General features: G+C 54.3%; 21 protein-coding genes. 10 read left to right on the forward strand and 11 right to left on the reverse strand.

All coding sequences use genetic code 11. The features are described 5' to 3' along the window. A partial coding sequence (locus M5B96_RS31620) for a DUF1173 family protein (RefSeq protein WP_248801011.1) occupies positions 1–348 on the reverse strand: 348 nt, incomplete at its 3' end. A gap of 574 nt (positions 349–922) precedes the next feature. Here M5B96_RS31620 and M5B96_RS31625 point away from each other — a divergent pair. The 4 genes from M5B96_RS31625 to M5B96_RS31640 all read left to right on the forward strand — a co-directional run bounded on the left by M5B96_RS31625 (position 923) and on the right by M5B96_RS31640 (position 3216). Beyond that, entirely contained in the window at positions 923–1222 is a 300-nt protein-coding gene (locus M5B96_RS31625) for a DUF1640 domain-containing protein (protein WP_248801012.1), read from the forward strand. Positions 1223–1457: 235 nt separating this feature from the next. Then, on the forward strand, positions 1458–1811 hold the full coding sequence (locus M5B96_RS31630) for a DUF1640 domain-containing protein (protein ID WP_103498606.1): 354 nt from the start codon (positions 1458–1460) through the stop codon (positions 1809–1811). Between the two features lie 185 nt (positions 1812–1996). Further along, complete coding sequence (locus M5B96_RS31635) at positions 1997–2635, forward strand: hypothetical protein (RefSeq protein WP_248801014.1); 639 nt, start codon at positions 1997–1999, stop codon at positions 2633–2635. A 302-nt stretch (positions 2636–2937) separates the two neighbouring features. Continuing rightward, positions 2938–3216: an HNH endonuclease gene (locus tag M5B96_RS31640; protein ID WP_263859755.1), complete on the forward strand. Its 279-nt coding sequence runs from the start codon at positions 2938–2940 to the stop codon at positions 3214–3216. Positions 3217–3260: 44 nt separating this feature from the next. Here M5B96_RS31640 and M5B96_RS31645 read toward each other — a convergent pair whose 3' ends face one another. The 3 genes from M5B96_RS31645 to M5B96_RS31655 form a co-directional block, all read right to left on the reverse strand. Continuing rightward, positions 3261–3671: a hypothetical protein gene (locus M5B96_RS31645; protein ID WP_248801016.1), complete on the reverse strand. Its 411-nt coding sequence runs from the start codon at positions 3669–3671 to the stop codon at positions 3261–3263. Positions 3672–3731: 60 nt separating this feature from the next. Then, entirely contained in the window at positions 3732–4970 is a 1239-nt protein-coding gene (locus tag M5B96_RS31650; protein ID WP_248801018.1) for an FYVE zinc finger domain-containing protein, read from the reverse strand. Positions 4971–5489: 519 nt separating this feature from the next. After that, positions 5490–5654 (reverse strand): metallothionein, encoded by a 165-nt coding sequence (locus M5B96_RS31655; protein WP_100943706.1) that lies wholly within the window; start codon positions 5652–5654, stop codon positions 5490–5492. 497 nt (positions 5655–6151) lie between these two features. Here M5B96_RS31655 and M5B96_RS31660 point away from each other — a divergent pair, with 497 nt between their 5' ends. Further along, on the forward strand, positions 6152–6418 hold the full coding sequence (locus M5B96_RS31660) for a hypothetical protein (protein WP_248801020.1): 267 nt from the start codon (positions 6152–6154) through the stop codon (positions 6416–6418). A 242-nt stretch (positions 6419–6660) separates the two neighbouring features. Here M5B96_RS31660 and M5B96_RS31665 read toward each other — a convergent pair whose 3' ends face one another. The 7 genes from M5B96_RS31665 to M5B96_RS31695 all read right to left on the reverse strand — a co-directional run bounded on the left by M5B96_RS31665 (position 6661) and on the right by M5B96_RS31695 (position 13027). Further along, a complete protein-coding gene (locus M5B96_RS31665; protein ID WP_248801022.1) occupies positions 6661–7089 on the reverse strand; it encodes a DUF4304 domain-containing protein in 429 nt (142 codons plus the stop codon). A 302-nt stretch (positions 7090–7391) separates the two neighbouring features. Then, positions 7392–8720 carry an LLM class flavin-dependent oxidoreductase gene (locus M5B96_RS31670; protein WP_248801024.1) on the reverse strand — a complete coding sequence of 443 codons (1329 nt, stop codon included), beginning with the start codon at positions 8718–8720 and terminating at the stop codon, positions 7392–7394. 36 nt (positions 8721–8756) lie between these two features. Beyond that, on the reverse strand, positions 8757–9662 hold the full coding sequence (locus tag M5B96_RS31675) for an ABC transporter substrate-binding protein (RefSeq protein WP_248801026.1): 906 nt from the start codon (positions 9660–9662) through the stop codon (positions 8757–8759). Positions 9663–9711: 49 nt separating this feature from the next. After that, positions 9712–10395, reverse strand: a complete 684-nt coding sequence (locus tag M5B96_RS31680) for an ABC transporter permease (RefSeq protein WP_248801028.1) — start codon at positions 10393–10395, stop codon at positions 9712–9714. Further along, positions 10395–11024: an ABC transporter permease gene (locus M5B96_RS31685; RefSeq protein ID WP_248801030.1), complete on the reverse strand. Its 630-nt coding sequence runs from the start codon at positions 11022–11024 to the stop codon at positions 10395–10397. Before M5B96_RS31685 ends, M5B96_RS31680 begins: the two co-directional genes overlap by 1 nt. After that, a complete protein-coding gene (locus M5B96_RS31690) occupies positions 11021–12052 on the reverse strand; it encodes an ABC transporter ATP-binding protein (RefSeq protein WP_248801032.1) in 1032 nt (343 codons plus the stop codon). Before M5B96_RS31690 ends, M5B96_RS31685 begins: the two co-directional genes overlap by 4 nt. 30 nt (positions 12053–12082) lie before the next feature. Continuing rightward, positions 12083–13027, reverse strand: coding sequence for a fatty acid desaturase (locus M5B96_RS31695; RefSeq protein ID WP_248801034.1), 945 nt, complete (start codon positions 13025–13027; stop codon positions 12083–12085). A 111-nt stretch (positions 13028–13138) separates the two neighbouring features. Here M5B96_RS31695 and M5B96_RS31700 point away from each other — a divergent pair, with 111 nt between their 5' ends. The 5 genes from M5B96_RS31700 to M5B96_RS31720 all read left to right on the forward strand — a co-directional run. Continuing rightward, a complete protein-coding gene (locus M5B96_RS31700) occupies positions 13139–13357 on the forward strand; it encodes a hypothetical protein (RefSeq protein ID WP_248801037.1) in 219 nt (72 codons plus the stop codon). A 1384-nt stretch (positions 13358–14741) separates the two neighbouring features. Further along, positions 14742–15947, forward strand: coding sequence for an ABC-three component system protein (locus M5B96_RS31705; protein ID WP_248801039.1), 1206 nt, complete (start codon positions 14742–14744; stop codon positions 15945–15947). Further along, on the forward strand, positions 15944–16450 hold the full coding sequence (locus M5B96_RS31710) for a three component ABC system middle component (protein WP_248801041.1): 507 nt from the start codon (positions 15944–15946) through the stop codon (positions 16448–16450). Before M5B96_RS31705 ends, M5B96_RS31710 begins: the two co-directional genes overlap by 4 nt. Continuing rightward, positions 16434–18431 carry a DUF3732 domain-containing protein gene (locus tag M5B96_RS31715; RefSeq protein WP_248801043.1) on the forward strand — a complete coding sequence of 666 codons (1998 nt, stop codon included), beginning with the start codon at positions 16434–16436 and terminating at the stop codon, positions 18429–18431. The genes M5B96_RS31710 and M5B96_RS31715 overlap by 17 nt, the downstream gene beginning before the upstream one ends. A gap of 103 nt (positions 18432–18534) precedes the next feature. Then, on the forward strand, positions 18535–19278 hold a 744-nt coding region (locus M5B96_RS31720; protein WP_248801046.1), incomplete at its 3' end, for a hypothetical protein.

A 19278-nucleotide genomic window follows, 5' to 3' on the forward strand; every position in this document is an offset into this window, starting at 1 on the left:
ACCACGCGCCAGGCGTACACGCAGAGTGCCGTCATCGCCCTCCTCGACCACTCCCTGCTCATAGTCCTGCATGCCCGAGCGCTCAGGTGCTGGCGCGTAAAAGCGGCATTCGTTGGCGTGCTCCGGACCTGTGCCGGCGAACCGGGCCAGGTGGAAGTCATCGGTCGTTTCCCGGCGTTTGATTGCCAGCTTGCGCTCACCCTTACCTGGGCAGCGGCACGTGGCGTGAGTACGACCGTAGGCCTTCTCCAGCACGGACTTCCAGCCCTTGGCGAACTGATCTTCCGTTTGAAAGGGCTTCGAGAACGGTTGGCCGTCGATCACGACCGTGAAGCGCTCATTGAGCATGGGAACACTCTCCTTGTGCAGGCCCCTCGCGCAGGGCCTTTGTCCTACCTGTCAGTGTTCGCTGATCAGAGTGTGGGCAAATCCATAAAGGCTGTCTCATGCAGTCTGCCCACCACCTGACATCGACATCACCCAGACGCGCTAGGCCTCCCATCATGTTCGAGTGCACCTGGGCGTCAAAGGCCAAAGTTGTCACTGAATGAAAGGGGCTAACAGGATACCTATCGTCCAGTCGCCAACAGCGGAAGCCACGCCTCCCCGCGCCTAGGATCACTGCCCCTCAAAACACTAGGCATAGCCCCACGCAACGCAAGGAAACGTCTGACTATCTCATCCAGTGGGTTTGGATCGACTATCTGGGCTGGTTCGCTGTCGTTGGCAGCACCTTCCCCGGTAGCCAGGACCTTCAAGGCTACGATGGGTTTTCAAGCCCATGGGTCATCTGTAGTTCGCTCAGCATTCGGAAGCGCGAACAATCGTCGAGCTGTCTCGACGACCGAATGCCTCAACCCCACCGTGACGGAAATCCACCGTCAGGTGGGTCTCCTGATCGACTTTCCGTACAGGAGACACCATGACACTTGCGATAACGATCTACGACGCGTTGACGACCGCCAACGTTACCCCTGACAAAGCCAAAGCGGTGGTACACGCTTGGGAGGCCGAAGTGGAAAAGCTGGCTACAAAGGCTGACCTCAAACAGGTCGAGACTCATTTGACACAGTCCATCACAAACCTAGGCGTTGAGCTGAGGGCAGAACTCAAGGAGCAACGGGCTGACCATCAATCATCCATTCGGCTCCTACAATGGGGGAATGGTGTGACGCTTCTCTGTGTGGCGACGCCCTTTATTCGAAATATGCTCGGGGTCTAGACCAGGTCTTCTTGGTTTGAGCCACGGAACCAACCTTCAGCCACCCGACATACATCGGTGGCTTACTCGTAACAAGGCGTCGGCACGAGCCGCGTCTATTCAGCCTTTGCGGGAGCACTCCCCCAGAAGCATGAACTGTCGTCGAGACCCTCGCCGACCGAACACCCAAACCACACCGTGACGGAAATCCACCGTCAGGTGGGTCTCCTGATCGACTTTCAGTACAGGAGACCTCATGACACTTGCGATAACGATCTACGACGCGTTGACGACTGCCAACGTTCCCCCTGACAAAGCCAAAGCGGTGGTAAACGCTTGGGAGGCCGAAGTGGAAAACCTTGCATCCAAAGCTGACCTCAAACTGGTCGAGACCCATTTGACACAGTCCATCACAGCGTTGGGTGTTGAGCTCCGCTCTTCGATCAGAGAGATGCAAGCCGCTCTGCGCGAACAGGGGGCAGAGCTTAGAGCCGAACTCAAGGAACAGCGAGCCGACCACCGATCATCTATTAGGATTCTGCAATGGGGTAACGGTGTGACGTTCCTCTGTGTGGCAGCGCCCTTTATCCGAAGTGTATTCGGGGTGTAGGCCAAGTCGTCTTGGTTTGAGCCACGGTACCAACCTTCAGCCACCCGACATACATCGGTGGCTCACTCGTAACAAGGCGTCGGCACACGCCGCGTCCTGATTCACCACCTATTCAGCCCATGCGGGGAACACTCCCCCGTACGGGTGCGTGCCTCTCCGTGTTGGGCTTTTTCTGGAGAGATCCCATGCAACTGAAAGCCCTCACCCCGCTGCAACAGCAACTGGTCAAACTGCCGATCGTGCTCAGTGCACGTACCTGGCAGGAAGCCGTTTACACCGAGCATCCCTTTGACTGGATGGAGTTTGAACAACGTCTGACCGAAGTCATCAGGGCCAGCTATCTGGCCATTCTTCAACGGCCCGAGGTGACGGTCCTTTGCAGTTATACCTATGACTTCGGTCTCTATCGCTTGCCACCAAAGCACCAGCAGGATGAGTTTCACTGGTTGGACCTGCGCCTGATCGTCGAGCGAGAGCAAGACGTTCCAACGCAGCTGCGGATCATGCTCAGGAACGAAAACAGTCAATCGACTGGGCGAACTCGAGGCATGCTCTTTGAGCCAGGCCTAATGCTGATGACTCGTGGCATCGATCAGCTCAAAGAACAAGGGCTGCTGGACATTGCCCCGTATCTGGGCCGACACCTCGCCGGTGATTGGGGCGAGTTGGACGAGGAAGACAAACTGAGCAACAACCAGGCGCTGCACAACGGTACCCGGTTGTTCTCGGCCTACGACATCAACGCTGGAGACCATCGACGGCTCTACATCATCACCGAAGCCGACAGGAGCGCCACTACCCTGCTGCTGCCCTATGAGTACTGACTCATTTCCCCTGCCCCAGCTTGACTGAGGCCCATCAACCGTCTGCTCACCTTCACGGGTGAGCAGACGGTTTCCCCTTGCTGCACGTTGTGAGTCCGAGGTGCTGGTTCAATGGCGGTGCGGCCCTCGCATCCGACGCCATTTACCCGGATGCCTTGATCCGTGAAGACGGCGCAAGACCTCTGACACCACCGCGGACTTCCTCTGAAACCAGGAGGTCTTCTATGCCCAGCTCCGTAGCAAGAGCACGCGCCAAAGCGTTCTACCGCCAGGAAGGTCGCTGCTATTACTGCGACTACCCCATGTATGTCACCTCACCCCGAAAATACGCGCAGCTTTATGGCTGCTCACGCCGGCAGGCCCTGCAGATGCAATGCACGGCAGAGCACCTGGTGGCCAAGTGTGAGGGCGGCTCAAATCGCTCCTCAAACATCGCCGCAGCCTGCAAGCTATGCAACGTACGTCGGCATCAGGGCAAGGTCGCTCTGCCACCGCAAGCCTATCGGGAGCTCGTACAGAGCAAGGTGACAGAAGGTCGCTGGCACCCGTTTCGTCTGATGGGGTCAGTGGTTCAGCCATAGGTAGGATCTAGCCCCCCATGGTCGTACTCACGATCATGGGGTGGTTAACCGCGAATGCGGTGCTCAGTGAACTCATAATCTTCCTGGCAATCGCCGGAAGGGTCTGACGCCACATTCACTAAATGCACCGTGTCGGCATCGATCACCTTGTAGGTATAGACATCTGGCAAAGGCACGCCATCGGTTCTCAATTCTCTCTTGCCATTGGCAGCAGTCCAACGGCCATATTCGGTGTGAATCAGTTGGGTCTTCTGGGCATCCCAGAAAAAGGTAACGGAGAAGCTGCCGTCGGGCTTGAATTCATTGTTCCAAGATAAGAATTGGCATTTACCGTTTTCTGCCCGCTGGCCTGTCCATGAACCCATGAAGTAAGGATCGTTGGCCGGCTTGTTGGCGGCGCTGCCATCTTGAGTTGCAGCCAGGACGATAAGGGCCAGGGAGAAATTCCGTTTCACGCAGTACTTCCTTCTTCATAAGTGAACAGCATTACGATCCAGAGTAGGACTTGGCGGCAATCAGCCGCTAGCACAGGACTTGCAGACGCGCAGGTTACCTGTCTCGGGCGCTTTGCCCGGCCGGATAGCTGGCATTGGTACCACCTTCGTTTCTTTGGTGCAGTTGGCACAAAAGATACCACCGCACGCTCGACAGTGGTGCTTACGGGTGAAGACGCCAAAGGTGGTATTGCAGCCAGGGCAGCGTTGGACGCTGTCGTCTGCTTTCCAGAGACTGGGTCGGCTTTGCAGCTGGCGAAACACGTCCTGCCCGCCTGGAACTTCCGCAGCCTTGTAGAACGTGTTGATTCCTTCATGCACGCTCGTCGCGCCGGTCATGACCTCGTGGTACGTGTGGGTCGAACTTTGGCTGGTCGGCATGAAGTGAAAGAAGGCGACGATACAGAACGCCAGCGCGGCAAGGCTATCATCGTCATTGATACCAACTTGCTTCGCGGCGTAAACCATATCCATCGCCGAGCCGGATTTACCTGCCCAGATGGAGTTGTTCAGGCTGCGCTGGTTGACGATCCAGGGGTTGTCCTCCACAAGGCTGTATTTCTCGGTGCCGATGCGCATGCCTTGGGTAGTGCCCCGATTCGGCGTGTCGAATCTGTTGCAGCGGCAGAAGTCGTGGATAGCGGCGACCTTTTTATACAACCGGGTCAGCGGCAACTCGCTTGCGAGGGTGTCAACAATGTTCCGGGTCCAATCTACTGTCGCACCGGGACCGTAGTATGACTCGCCCTCAGGGCGATTGCGTTCTAAGTTGGTGATAGCCCGCTGGATATTCACTATCAATCGGTCCAGCACATAGCGCTCGAACAGCTTGACGTTGGCGAGGACATCGAGCGCCAGGCGCTCTTCTTTTTGCCTGTTATCCGCGGCTGCAACATGCCCTCGTAGCGCGATGATCAGCGTGTCGATCGACGTGAATATTTTTTCCTGTGTACTTTGCAATGCCAGGCCAGTAGGTGCGCCGTCCAGGCGTCCGGCAGGTGAGAACGGACTGCTCTCCGACACGGAGACAAATTGCCCGGGGAAATTCCTGCCGCTCGCAATGGGTGCTGCTACCCAATCGTTGAACGTTGGCAGGAGCAGCACCGATTCGTTGGCGGCGAGCCGTGGCACCACCTGCGTGCTCCAGAATGTCGCCTTGGGCAGTTTGCTGCCGAAAGGCCGGATCTTTCTCTCACGCACCAGTCGCTCCACGCCATCATCGGTGCAGTCGAAAACAAGGATATTGTTGACCCTTAACATGGCTCGTCCTGAGCGAAGAAATTGGCGGGGGTGATCGCTTGGCCGCTTAGCAATAAGTTACTGCGCTAGCTTGCGCCGATATCGAACGCTTCCGCAAGCAGTCGGTAGCTTCGCAGCCGGTCATCGAAACTGTAGGTGACTGTCACCAATGATCAGACTGCAACAAGTAATGTTTTCGGCGAGCGCAAGGTCCTGTCGCACTCAAAACAGGCCCCGGAGCAACAGATCCCTGCTAACCGCTGATGCCCCACGTCCAATCCTGACGAGTTTAAACATCAATATCGGCATGCTCACGACCAGAGCCGCATGCAACCGGTCTCCATCGCGAAGGACTTCGCTGTCACCTTTCACAGGCGTATGCGCAGCTCTGCCAAACCCGACCACTCCCTCAGAACCGTGCCGATGCTGACCGTCGAGCCCGACCTGTAGCGATCCCCTCTTCTGCTCGTCCGTCCCAGACAGGCAAAAGCACGTAGTCATTGAGCTCAACAACGAATGCAGGTAGCAGAGATACAAGCCCTACTTGGGTTTATCCGCGCAGTGGCATTTGGAAGCCGTGCAAGGTTCGCCATTCGGGTGATGATCGGCGCATGCCTGGCAGCAGTAGTGCTTGCCGTGGCGCACGACCGCATGCTCGCCAACCTTGCAGGTGCAGTGGGGGCAGGCGCAGGTTTGTTCATTCATGATCGGACTCCGGTGGTCGGGTGGTCGCCAAGCATCGTGGTGCAACGCGCATGAACAGCTGACTGACGAAGTCCATCATCAGCCTCCACGTGCGCCCTCACAAAGCTCCTTTGTCATTGTCTCAGAGTCATCGCCAGGCTCTGCTGTAACAAGCCTAGTCCATCAGTAGGGAGGAGCTACAACTCGGCGACGACGTGAGCGTACAAGCCTCTTCTTTGTGGCGTTGCCGAGGCAGAAAAAGCTTGTAGCAGTTGAGTTTTGACAACCCACGCACGCATTTCCCATTCTGTGGACGTGTCTCGCTGACGTTGTCAGTCACATCCCATGTCGCCCGGATCTGCGAGGCTACGGTACGTCTCTTTGAGCGCATTGATCCAACCCAAGGTCGCTTCGCTTGCGGTCGCGCGATCGGTCGACACTGTCGACGCAAGCATGATTTTCCCCCATACGGGCCTACCCCGTATGGGGCAGGCCTCTCTCTAAAATCTGGAGGCTTAATGAAAATAGAACTGGCTCTGTACCAGGCGTTGGTCGCGATCAACGTCCCGGAACTCAAAGCTACCGCAGTGATAGAAGCACTGGAGAACGATATGCAATCTGTACTAGCCACTAAAGCGGATATCACCACGCTTCGTACTGAACTGATTGCCGAGGTGAAAACCACCTGCTCTCAGTTGGAGACAAAACTCACCGTCCGCATGGGCGTCATGTTGTCCGCCTTTGTTGGCCTTCAATTGGCAGCCATGAAGTACCTGGTGCTGTAACACACCTCACGCTCCACCACCCACGCGGGGAATCCTTCCCCGCTGGGCGAAGTGTTTCTCCGCGTTCCTTTTTTCTGGAGAACCACCATGAGCGATACTCGATTTCACGAGGACCACCCCCTCGACCTGTACACCGTCAGCACCAATGCTGGCTGTAACCGTCCGGTAGACACGTCTTGACGGAATCATCTTAGGCCGATGGCGCGAGCAATATGCCCTTGTTGACGGTTGCGGTGGAGCATTTACGAGCTTTTGGTGTCCGGGAGAGGGCCTTTGGCCCAGTGGTCAGATGCTTCGCCGCTCAAGTAAGGCTGAACCTCGCGGGCCGTATCTGCGAACCGAGTAGTACTATTGCCTTTATTGTCATATCTGAACCAGTGATCGCCTCCCATAACCGCCCCTAAACGAATACGCTTATTCGGATGCAGGTGTGCCGCGACTACTTTTGCCGGCGGGATCTGTTCACCCCAAGACATAGTCACTCCCTCTGCGGGGCTAACAGCTACCTCAATGGCGAATCCCCCTCCATGTCTATCAAATTGAAACGTGATCAGATCAATTTGCTGTCCTGTATTGCGGCGAAAATGGGGAGGCGATCCCTTAAACCCCATGCTACGAAGGGTCGGGATGACATATTCCTTTAACGCTGCATCGATTTTTTCGCGCTCCATTGCATTACTCTATTTGGTTGGCAAAAGAGGAAGGTGTTCGGTAATACGTTTAGCGATTAGATGGACGTCCACTTATGCGGCAGAAGCTCAGTAATCTCGCTCGCCCGCTGCGTAGGCAAGCACTATGCACGAACCGCTTACTCGAAGCACTCTGATTTAAAGCTCATAAGATATGGCCCGTATGAATGAATTGGAGCCAGGCCTCTCGTGCCTGTAAAACCCTGGCAGGAGCGAGATACATGGATAGATCGCTGGTCATATGAAAATCCAGTCAGAGGATGTGATTAGCGCTTGGCCCCAGATCACAGCAAGAAGCTGTTAACAGGCCTTTTCAAGCCCAAGCGGTCCCTCAGCGTCCCAGGTGCATATTCCTTGCGGAAAACCCCTTTGGCTTGCAGCAAAGGCACCACGCCGCGTGTGAATGCTTCAAAGTCCGTTGGCAAAAACGGAAACATGAGGTTATAGCCATCAACGGCATTCGACTCGTACAGCGCTGAAAGCTTATCCGCAATATGCTCCGCCGTTCCGATCAGTAGCCAGGTACTGGAACTCTTGACCAACCGGCGCCCTATTTCGCGGATGGACAAGGAGGTGTCGTACTTCTTGAGCAGGGCCAGCTCAGTTCGAATGCCATCAAACTCAGACTCATCTGGCAACGCTGGCAGTGGGCTGTCCGGCGATAGCCCTGTCAAGTCCAGACGGGTATAGCTGGAGACCAAGTCAATCGCCACGGCATCGATAATGAGGCTGTCCTCCAGTTGCCGACGTCGCTCCTCCTCAGTCTCATCCTCAAGCACCACCGGAAGCACACCGGTTATGATTTTCAGATCACTGGAATGCCTGCCCTTCAACTCGAGTCGGTGATTCAAATCGGCCCTATACGCCAGTCCCTCTTCGACCGAATTGATGAAACAGAAGTGCACGTCCGCATGCGCAGCGGCCAGGTTCTTGCCCGCTTCAGAAGACCCCGCCTGGGCAAGGACCGGATGTCCCTGAGGTGGACGCGGCACATTAAGCGGCCCACGTACGCTGAAATGTGCGCCTTTGTGATTGATCGGGTGAATTTTCGACGAATCGGCAAAGTCGCCGGTATCCTTGTCAAATTCAAGCGCACCGTCTTCCCAGGAGTCCCAAAGCTGCTTGACGACATGGATGAATTCCTCGGCCCGCAGATAACGATCGCCGTGCTTCGTCACGCCTGACAATCCGAAATTCGAAGCCTCTTCTTCCAGCCAGGAAGTCACGATATTCCAGCTGGCTCGCCCTGCGCTGAGATAGTCCAACGAAGCAAAATATCGCGCGAGGTTGAACGGCTCGTTATAGGAAGTTGAAGCGGTGCCCATCAGTCCAATGTGATCAGTCACGGCAGCCAGAGCGGACAAGAGCGTAATGGGTTCAAGGCGGGCGTTGGCATAGTGCCTCAACCCACTGGCCACGGAGTCCCAGACCGCGACGTGATCCGCTACAAAAACCGCATCGAACTTCGCCGTCTCGGCCGCCTGCACCAGTTTTATGTAGTACTTGAGCGTGAATATTTCCTGGGTCGGTGACAGCGGGTGGCGCCAGGAAAAACGATGATCTCCTTGGGGGTTAAAAAAGAACAAATTCAAAATCATACTTTTATTGGACATAACGCCTCCGCGACCTTACCAACGTCGCATTCATTTTCACTGGGCCGTCTTGACGGTATGTTCGGCGACCCACTGCGCTGCGACTTTTGCGGGATCCTTGTGATCGATATCAACAAGGCGATTGAGTTGCTTGAGGTCGTCATCGGTCAGTTTTGCAGAGACCGCGTTGAGCACCTGGGTGATTTCTGGGGTTAGCAACGCCTTGCGACCCAGTGGCGTGATGTTTTGCAGGGGCTGTTGGTGCTTGTCGTCCTCGAGGACAACCCAAGGCTCCTTAGCCAGGATGCCTTGCGTGGATACCACCGTGGCGACGTCGATAGCGCCTGAGTTCAACGCCAGCCGCGACAAGGGCCCGCCCATGTCCAGCGATTTGATGCTCTTGAAGTTGATGCCGTAGACCGCCTTCAACCCGGGCAGGCCTAAGGCAGCAGTGGCGACTTCGGGAGGCCCGCCCAACGTGAAATCACCCGAGACGGAGGCCAAGTCGGACAAGGTGTGCAAGTTGTACTTTTCTGCGGTTTTCTTGGTAACAGCCCAAGCGGTAATAGAGCCCGCGGACGAAGGCTCAAGCAGCTGGAGGTCCGCCGGCAACTTCTGTTGCAAAGCGCTGAGGATCTCCTTTTGGGTGGTCAGGGCGGTCTTGTCGTCATAGAAACTCAACAGTGATCCTATGTATTCGGGTACGACGTCTATATCCCCGTTATCCAGCGCCTTGGCGATGATCTGGCGGTTCCCCAGATTGAGTCGGGTCTTGACGTCTATCCCTTCATTTTTCAAGGCTGACGCATAGATATTTGCAAGAATCGTCTGCTCGGAAAAATTGGCCCCTCCTATAGTGATGGTTTGAGCACTGGCAAACGTGCTGCCAACCAGCAAGCCTAGCCCCAGCAACAATGAAACCGAGTGCACCGAGCGAGCCTTCGAACGTTGTTTGTTTTTCATTTGGGTCTGCACCTCTGCAAAGATAATACGCACTTTAAAATGCCCCTGATCATGTAGCGCTTAGTTCAACATTCCCCGCCCGCCATTTTCTAACCATGAGTGTTTCTATCATTGAACAAACCCACTCGCTGACAATCGCAAGTACCGACACCATCAGTGCGCCGCCAATAATTTGCGGCGTATCATTTCGGCCCAGGCCATCAATAAGAAACCTACCCAGCCCGCCGAACCCTGCATACGCAGCGATGGTGGCTGTTGCGATAAGTTGCACCAGGGCTGATCGGAATCCAGAAAAGATCAGCGGAAAAGCCAGCGGCAACTCGAGCTGAATAAACATCTGCCATCTGCGCATTCCCATCGATCTGGCAGCCTGCTTCAGAGACGAATCCACCTGATCGATTCCAACATAGGTATTGGTTAATATCGGCGGGATGCTCATAGTCACCAATGCGATAATCACCGTGCTGGCTTCATAACCAATGAGCATGATTGCAAGTATCACAATGCCCAGAGAAGGTAATGCTCGCCAAATATTGAACAATCCTATCGCCACCTGCGCGCCTTTGCGGTAGTTAGCCAGAAGTACGCCGAGCGGCAACGCTATTGCACAAGCAATAGCCAGGCTCAAAGATACATAATAAATATGCTCTGCCAGCCGAGTCAGTATTCCGTTTTCGCCCAACCAATTGTCAGGAAGAGAAAACCAAAGGTAGACACCTGCGATCATGTTCATCAGCGCACCCAAGGGACCAGCCATTTATTTATTGAATAAAACAGAAAATCAAAACATAACGCCAACATCACCGTCAGGACCAGACTGACCGCCACAGGTGTAGTGAAACTTTGAGCCAGACCGGTAATGAACATCTGGCCTAATCCGCCTTGACCAATCAAGGCAGTAACGGTCACCAGCCCCACCAATGTAACCGAGGTCGTTCGCAAGCCCGCCAATAACGAAGGCAGCGCCAGTGGAAGTTCAACCCCGAGGAATCTCTGCATGCGCGTATACCCTAGCGCACGGGCTTCTTCCAATACGTCCGGGGGATTACTCGCAAGCCCCGCCAAGGTGTTCTGCAACACGATAAGCAAGGAATACAGGCTCAAACCAATGACCGCCGTCGTCTTGGATAAACCGGTAAAAGGCATTATCAAAATAAACAGCGCCAGGGACGGAATGGTAAAGAGTATGCCGCTGACATAAATCATGGGGCGGGCCAATCCTGGCTGCCACAACGTCAAGAGCACCATTGCGCCGGCTAATAGCATCCCTATACACAGGCCCAAGGTCACCAGCTGAATATGATCAACTAACAATTGGCCGATCTGCTGCCAGTTTTCAACGATCCAGGACCAGTCAATCATTGCGCACTTCCGAAGCGGCGCTCATTGAGTGCGCTGTGTAGGCTGGCAATCGAGAGGCAACCTTCGTAACCGCCCGCCTCGTCCACACGAACAATCACACCGATCGGCGCCGTTAGAATTTTAACCAATGCGTGATGCAACGAGTCATTACTCGACACCGTTGTCAGCTCGGGAACAGGCACGTCCAAGTCACTGACCCATTTCAACGGGTTGGACTTATCATCCAGCAGAAGTTTGAACTCACAACTGACCTCATCCGTCGGAAGATCAGAAACTTTCATCAGCGAAAGTCTTTTTAACAGCGGATCTTTGCCGATAAAGTTCTTCACAAACTCGCTGGCAGGATGGGCAAGGATAGTGTGAGGCGTATCGAACTGAACAAGTTTTCCTTCGCCCTCGAAGATGGCAATCCGGTCCCCAATCTTGATGGCCTCCTCCATATCATGGGTCACCAAAATAATGGTTTTATGCAAACGTCTCTGAAGCGCAATCAGTTCATCCTGCAGTCGCTCGCGTATCACCGGATCAAGTGCGGCAAAGGGTTCGTCCATCAATACAACCGGTGGGTCCGAGGCCAATGCCCTCGCCAGAGCGACGCGACTTTGCTGCCCGCCCGACAGTTGATTAGGGTAGCGGTCAAGAAATTCAGGCTGAAGTCCAACCAGGGAGATGAGCTCGCTCACGCGCTGGCGGATTTTATGTTTCCTCCAACCCAGGAGCCGCGGCACGACGCCAATATTTTCGGCAACCGTCTGGTGAGGAAATAACGCTGCGCTCTGCATCATGAAACCAATGCCGCGGCGTAGCGTAACGACGTCAAGCTCATCGGTTGACACGCCGTTGACACAGATGCGGCCACTGTCCTGGGTATCCAGCCTGTTGATCATTCGCAAAATGGTGGTTTTGCCACACCCACTGGGCCCGACAAATACACAGATCTCACCCTCCCGGACGTGAAGCGTCAAATCGCTCACGGCCGTTCGCGGGCTGCCTTTATGAGTTTTCTTGATGGCTTCAAAACGTATCATTTTCCAACGCCCAGATTAGCTTGCATATTCTTAGTACTCGGCAGGATGGCGAGGACAATCCACGGGACTGACCAGATGTCTCTGCAATAACTGGAAGTAGCCATGAATGACATAGCCATTGTTTCGCGCGATCCATTGTTCACGCCTGGCTCTATACACCCGGGGTAAGTAGTACCAGGGCAAACCAGGGAGATCGTGATGAACCAAGTGAAGATTGAGGTTAAGAAACAGCCAACTCAACAGCCCTGACGATTCGTTTATAACCGTGCGGTGTTCCGGAAGCGTCGACGGGCGATGTTCGTAAAACGACCTGATCATGGCAATCGACAAGGCCGGCAGCGAAACTAAGAATACGTACTGTATGGCACTGATGGCGCTGTATTGCTCAACCAGAGCCAGCACTACGCCAACACTTAGTATATGAGCGGCCCACATCCGCCAAGAAATTTGCCCGGTGTGAAATAGCCCTCCAATCTCGCTACACACGAGGGTTATCACCGCCAATGGCGCGCCCATAAGCAAACGACCGCCCAAGGTCTTGTTTACCCATAACAGCGTTCTGATATAACGAGGAGAGCGCAACCAAAAAGCACCGGTGACATAACAACTTTCCGGATCTTGACCCGGCACCGTCAGCACTTCGTCGTTGTGATGCGCCAAATGCGTGTCCCTATAAATATCGTAGGGGTACCACACGGCAAACGGCAGAAATCCCAGGGCTTTATTTATGGCGGGCCAACGGGTTGGATGACCGTGAATAAGCTCATGCTGAATCGACATCCACAGCACAACCAGTGGAATCAACAGGACAAGGCTAAGTACCTCGCCAAGTACGCTCCCACAAAAAATAATAAACCCCCAAGTCAGATAGAACCCGACTAACAAAAGCCAGGTGGGCCATTCAGTTTTACTCGTTACGGTAGTGCTCAGCTTAGCGATTTCAGCTCGATGAGCTTCATTCAAATAGTTTGGCATTGTTGATAGTCGTGATAGATCTTGCTCGGAGCAGGCGCCCAATCAGTCACACTTCAAGCTGCAACCCCCTACAACGGGCATTACCTGAAGATGATTGGTGGGACTAACGGTATGGAAGTGCCCAACAGCGATGATTCACATGGCGTAGAGCAGAAATGCCAAGCCTTCGCTGATTGCACTGCAAGCTTCGCTGTTGGCCTGACAAGGGAGAGGTTTGCCGGTTACGAATGGAACGGCAATGGAAGAGAAATGACTGATGCGGATAATGCCGGCGTGAAAAATCGCTGCATGGGCTCCGTCATGCGACAAAGCCTCAAAGCTAATTTGTAAGATTCGGGCGCCAGACATAGTCGTACCATAAGAATAGGATTGAACTCATCCGGCGGTCCGGTGAAAGCAAGGTAGCATGATGACTAATACGATCAAGGAATATATTTTTTTATGCTTAGCCCAAAAAGGAATAACGCCCGACCAATGCACCTTTCCTGCTTTATCTTGAGCATGGTTGGTCTCGGTTTTCCTTCGAGGGCAATTGTGTTACCCCAGTGAGAAACGAGCGCTTTCGTATAACTCTCTAATTGGGTCTGGCTGGCGCATAAAATGCCTGGTGTTCGTCCTGCGGCTTGATCCCAACAAAGCAGGTCCCTTTGAGTACGAACTCATTTCCCCTGCCTCAGCCTGACTGAGGCCCATCAACCGTCTGCTCATCTTCCCGGGTGAGCAGGCGTTTCCCCTTACTGCACGTTGTGAGTCCCAGGTGCTGGTTCAATGGCGATTCGCTCCCGCCTGGGATGCCATTTGCTCGAATGCCTTGCTCCGTGAAGCCGGTGCAAGGCATCCAACAGCACCGCGGACTTCCTCTGAAACCAGGAGGTCTTCTATGCCCAGCTCCGTAGCAAGAGCACGCGCCAAAGCGTTCTACCGCCAGGAGGGTCGCTGCTATTACTGCGACGACCCCAGCTTGGGGAGATGAATGGATTGCAGGCTTTATCTCCGAAACTCAGCCTCGCGACATAAACGTTAGCAATACTGACTTCGCGATTTACGCTGACGACATTATCTGCAGTCATGGTCTTGGCATTGGGGAGTTCAAGGGAGACAGGCTGCATCACCTCAACAGGTGGCAACCGGACAACCATTCCGATTCGGTAGTTTCCAATCCTCGCCCTGAAGCGGGCCCAGAGAACGATTTCGGAACATTTGACGACGAGTTATCTTTTTAGATGGCTCATATGCCCTCCTCCAAGTGGCTATCAATTGAGCGAAAGGCCATCGTAGCCACATGGCCATCTCGAATCCGTGATCGGCACTGCTCGATGTACAAGCGTACTGGGATCAAGCCGAACCGTTTCTAGAAGTGCCAATCCGATGAGAAGAAGGCCTCCCTGGGTCACCCTCCCCATCGCGCTGGAGCTGGAGCTGGGATTTTTCCTGACCGTGAAGTCCTTCGAATCCCAACCGATGACTGACGGGGTAAGTGACCACCAGAAACAACACCACACCGATCACATCCGAGACGGAATGCTGGTAGGTCTGGGTGAATGGAATTCCATTGCCGATGGGGTCATTCCGTGTCACATCCGCCCATCTAGAATCCTCAAAGTTATGGCCAAATGACATCTTCGCCGGTACATTCCTCTACCCGTTGCGCCATGGAAAGAGGAATGGGGGCTCGGCCCCGCCGTTACACGGGTATGGACTGAGAGATAGAAGGATGAAAGATCCAGATGCTAGCCCCAGCGCAGCGGGGTATGGCTACCAGTATGAACGCGCGCTGTACCGCATCTTCACGGCACCCAATGCGCAGACCAGGTTTGGCATTGAAACGGCTGATGATGTTGAAGAGATCAGCCAGACAGCGACAGGTTCTCGGCGTGTGTCAGAACAAGCGAAGCTCTCTGTTCAGCCTCGCAAAAACCCACTGCAAGACAGCAGTAAAAACCTGTGGAAGACACTCCGCATCTGGTTGAACGGGTTAGCGGCTGCCCGGGAGGAGCATGAGGAGTTGCAATTCCTCCTCGTCACGAACCGCGTGCTTAAGAAAGGCACGCTGGCCATGCGGCTTTCTGATGCCCTTTCAAAGCAAGATGTGGCAGACGCGGTCGTTGCGCTTCGAACGCATGCCGCCGGAATGACAGGCAAGCCTGGCGAGATCGCTCGGGATGTCATCGCGTACTCGGACGCCGACTTGGCATTTCTGATCGAGCACATGTCTATTGAGGACGGCCAGCTCAATGCCCAGATGAAGCAGCGGGTGATCGCGTCCCTCCACCTCCCCGAGGATGCGGTAGCGAATGCTGAGGACATCTACCATGGTCTGGTCGGTTTCCTGTTCGACCGTTGCCAAGAGACCTGGGTAGCCCGAAAGCCTTTCTGGACGACTGCTCAGCCTTACTACAACAAGCGCCAAACGCTCGTTGAAGCCTTCATGAATGGCCCTTGGGAACCTCTGCCCTTCGAGAAAACCGAGTTCGCAGAGTGGGCCGAGAAGATCGACCCCGCGGACATGCTTTTCGTGGATCAACTCACCAAAATCAACATGCCGAAAAACCTGCTGATGAAGCAATTCGGCTTCTACTGTGCCGCCTACTCTGAGCGCATCCGCCTTCTGGAGTCAGGTGGAGTTCTGTCCAAGGACTTTGATTTGGCTGAGCGTGTGCTCAGTGACCGTTGGGAGGCGATCAACGACCGCCACCAGTTGGACAACATGACGTCGCTGGATGACTACGGCACGGCTGATTACAGATCTGTAATGACCAAAACCTTGTTTCCAGAAACCTTTCCCATGAAGGTTGGACGGGTGAACTCCACGGCTCAGTACCTGTTCAGCGGCACCTATCACAGGATGGCCAACGCCGATGGAACACATTCGCCCATCCATTGGCACCGTGACGCAGCGACCTCGGAGGATGAGTCATGAGTGAGGCGTATCTGGATCATCAATTGATCCACAACTCGTCACTGGCCTGCTTTCTCCTGACGCACTTCATAGGCGAATACCAAGAGACAGGGCTTGGGCAAACCCCGGATCTACCGAAACTGATGTTGGTGCTGCCGCTGGTGTGGAATCAGCGCTCACGCGATGCGTTGAGCAAGCGCACCAGCCGCTCCAACCTGGGTGCAGTGCTCAGGGAGACCCCGGTGTTGAAAATTGATCTGCAGCGAAGGGTGTCCGCCCATGCGGCTACCACCCTACAAGGGCTCAATCTCGCCATCTCTTCGCGTCTGGTTGGAAAGATCGGCTCCAAGGGAAGTGAGACCAGCTTCCAAGTCCTGGTCGATCGTTGGCCACGAGGCATCAAGAACACCATGCCCGTGGCCATGCTGCAGACCACTGAGAAACTGGCGAAGTGGTTTGCCACCGACACGACAGAAAACCTGTACAAGCTCTTGTTTGGGATTCCCAATGAAATTCACGATTGACGCAGTCATACTCTGGCCTCGCTGCCCTGGCTTGGAGCCACGAGTCATTCCCTTTCAAGACGGGAAGATCAACATCATTTACGGGTTGAGTGGCACCGGCAAGTCGTCAATCGTTCACATCATTGACTACGTGCTGGGCGCGACCAAGTGCCAGATTCCAATCGGCATCATCCGCGACACCGTCGAGTGGTTCGGGATGAGAATCCGCCTTCTAGATACCACCTACATCGTAGCGCGACGCACTCCAGGAAACGCCCAAGGCTCCAACGATCTTTGCATGCAGGAGGCCGACGATGAACAGATCCCGGACTCTGTTTACCGTACCCACTCTTTGGGGCAGTACAAAGCCGCCTTTGATGGCATGGTTCGAGTCAGTGATCTCCCCCACTCCGATGAGGAAGAGCCGTCCAGCTTTGATCGCCGCAGCTCCTATCGCGACATGGCAGCGTTCAACTTCCTGCCTCAGCACATCGTGGCCAACCCCAACACCCTGTTCTTCAAAACCGACTCGTTTGCTCACAAGGAGCGCCTGACGCGAGCCATGCCCTACGCGCTCGGTATGGTGGATGCAAACTACATCATGAATGAGCGGCGTCGCGATGAGGCGCAGCGCGAGCAGGATCGGTTACGTAAACAGCTAGCAGTCCACGATGCGGCCAAGGCGAGCCATTACGCAGACGTCGACCAACTGTTTGATCGCTGCATTCAGTTGGGCCTGCTTGAGCGCACCAGCACCCAGGGTGCTCAGAAAGTCGAACTGCTCAAGAAGGTCGTCATCGCGACCCATGAAGGGCGGCTTGAGCAGACACTGCTGGAACCTCAACGACTGCATATCTCAGAAAAGCTGAAGGTGGTCATCGAGGAAGTTGGGAAGCAGCAACGTATCGTTGACGAATTTGATGCCCAGATCGATGGCTTCGACCACCTGGCGCGTACCAGCAAGCGATTCGTCGCAGCAATTGATACTGAGAAGTCCCATGTCATTGGGCTCGACTGGCTCAAGCAGAGCGTCACTGATGGTGGGCACTGCGTGGCCTGCGGCTCGTTCACCAACGCCTTGCCTATGGTGATCGAGAACCTGGAAGAGAAGGTCAACAAGGTTACCCGGATTTCGGACGCGCTCAAGGACAACCCTGTCGTCGACAAGCAACTGGCCACGCTGAAACGGCAGCGCGCCAAGGAGGAGCGTGAGCTGTCGCGTTTGATGCGGGATCAGGCGCGCTTGATCCAAGAGGATGAGCGTACCCGAAATGCCATTGGTCAGATCTACTATGTGGCGGGTGAGATCAGCCGGCTGATCAAACAATTGGACGGCTCTGAAGCAGACGAGGGTCTGACCAAGCGCATGGCCGAGCTGGAAAGCCTGATTCGGCATTACAACTTCCAGATGTCGTTAACCGATATGGCTGAGCAAGAGCGCAAGGTGGATGCCCAACTGGCCCCGATGTTCGAGGACTATGCGGATCAGTTCGGCTTGAACGGAACGCCTGGCGCTCAGATTTATCTCGATCGGAAAGAGCTCACGCTTCGCTTCGACTCCCACGGCCAGCGGGATTTTCTCTGGGAAATCGGCAGTGGTGCGAACTGGATGGGGTATCACATCGCGACGTTCCTCGGCATTCATGAATACCTGTCGAAGGACAAGAATCGCAAGCTCCCACCTTTCAGCTTCATCGTGATCGACCAGCCGAGCCAGGTCTATTTCCCAAGCAATACCGGTGGCATCAACGCACTGGATGCGGGTTTCGAAGCGGTGAATCAAGCCCGGCCAGCGGATGTCGTTGCCACGCGCCGAATCTTCGAAGTCTTGGCTGAAGGCCTCAAGCGTGCAGGCCATTTCATTCAGATCATTGTCCTTGAACATGCGGGCCCGGACATCTGGGGACAGGTCGCTGACACCGTGCCCGTAGCAGCGTGGCAAAGCAAGGACGACGGGCTCATCCCTGCCCACTGGATCCACCGTCACAATGACTTAGCGTAAGTACACGTGGCCAGTTGTGTTGCTCGGGCACAACTGGCTTAGGTGTTGATCAAACCAATAGCCTTTAGCGTGAAACAAAGAATATCTTGGCGAAGGAGTCTGTATGTCACTCATGCGCATGAACCATGTGAGAAACGAATTAAAAAGCTTGAACGACGTGATAGCCTCATTAATAAAAAACCATGAACGAGACCTCACGGAGTACAACACTCAGGCTAGCGATAGCGAAGGCAATTTCACTGAAAGAGAAAGCATGGCACACAGCCAGCAAGACTGGGATGCCCTGCGCGAAATACATCTAGAAAAACTCAACAACACTCAACCCCTGAAAGTTATCGAGTCGCTTGCAAAGCTTCAGAATGAGCTCATTCTCGTCAAGCACGTGGCGCTAATTGAGAGCATGATAGTTCAAACATTTTGGTGTCTAACTCATCTACTGTCTCACCAAGAGTATCAAGAGAAATACTTCTCCGACGAAACAAATTTTTCAGATGGCCTTGAAGCAGCCAGCAAAATCCAAGAGCTAACAAATGGAGAGGTCAAACTAAAGCCCTTGAAATTCTGGTACATCTTCGAAACACTGAAGCCGATAAGAAACACCATCGCACATGGAGATCCGCTTTTCGTAATCAGCTACAGAAGAGCGAAAAAATTTAACAAGCAAATAGATCTTATTCATCTATGTTCAGAAAAAAATGAGTGCCCTCACACCAAAAGTCTGTATCCGAGCCGCCTCCACCCTTCGTATGAACCAACATCCAAATGGTTCTGCAGCTTAAAAAGCGATTTAGGGGGGATTGCGCAACTGAACAAGAAATGCAGCGACTTCGTTGAAGAGGTTCGAAAC

Source organism: Pseudomonas sp. MWU13-2105 (assembly GCF_023242315.1).
Taxonomy (GTDB): Bacteria; Pseudomonadota; Gammaproteobacteria; order Pseudomonadales; family Pseudomonadaceae; genus Aquipseudomonas.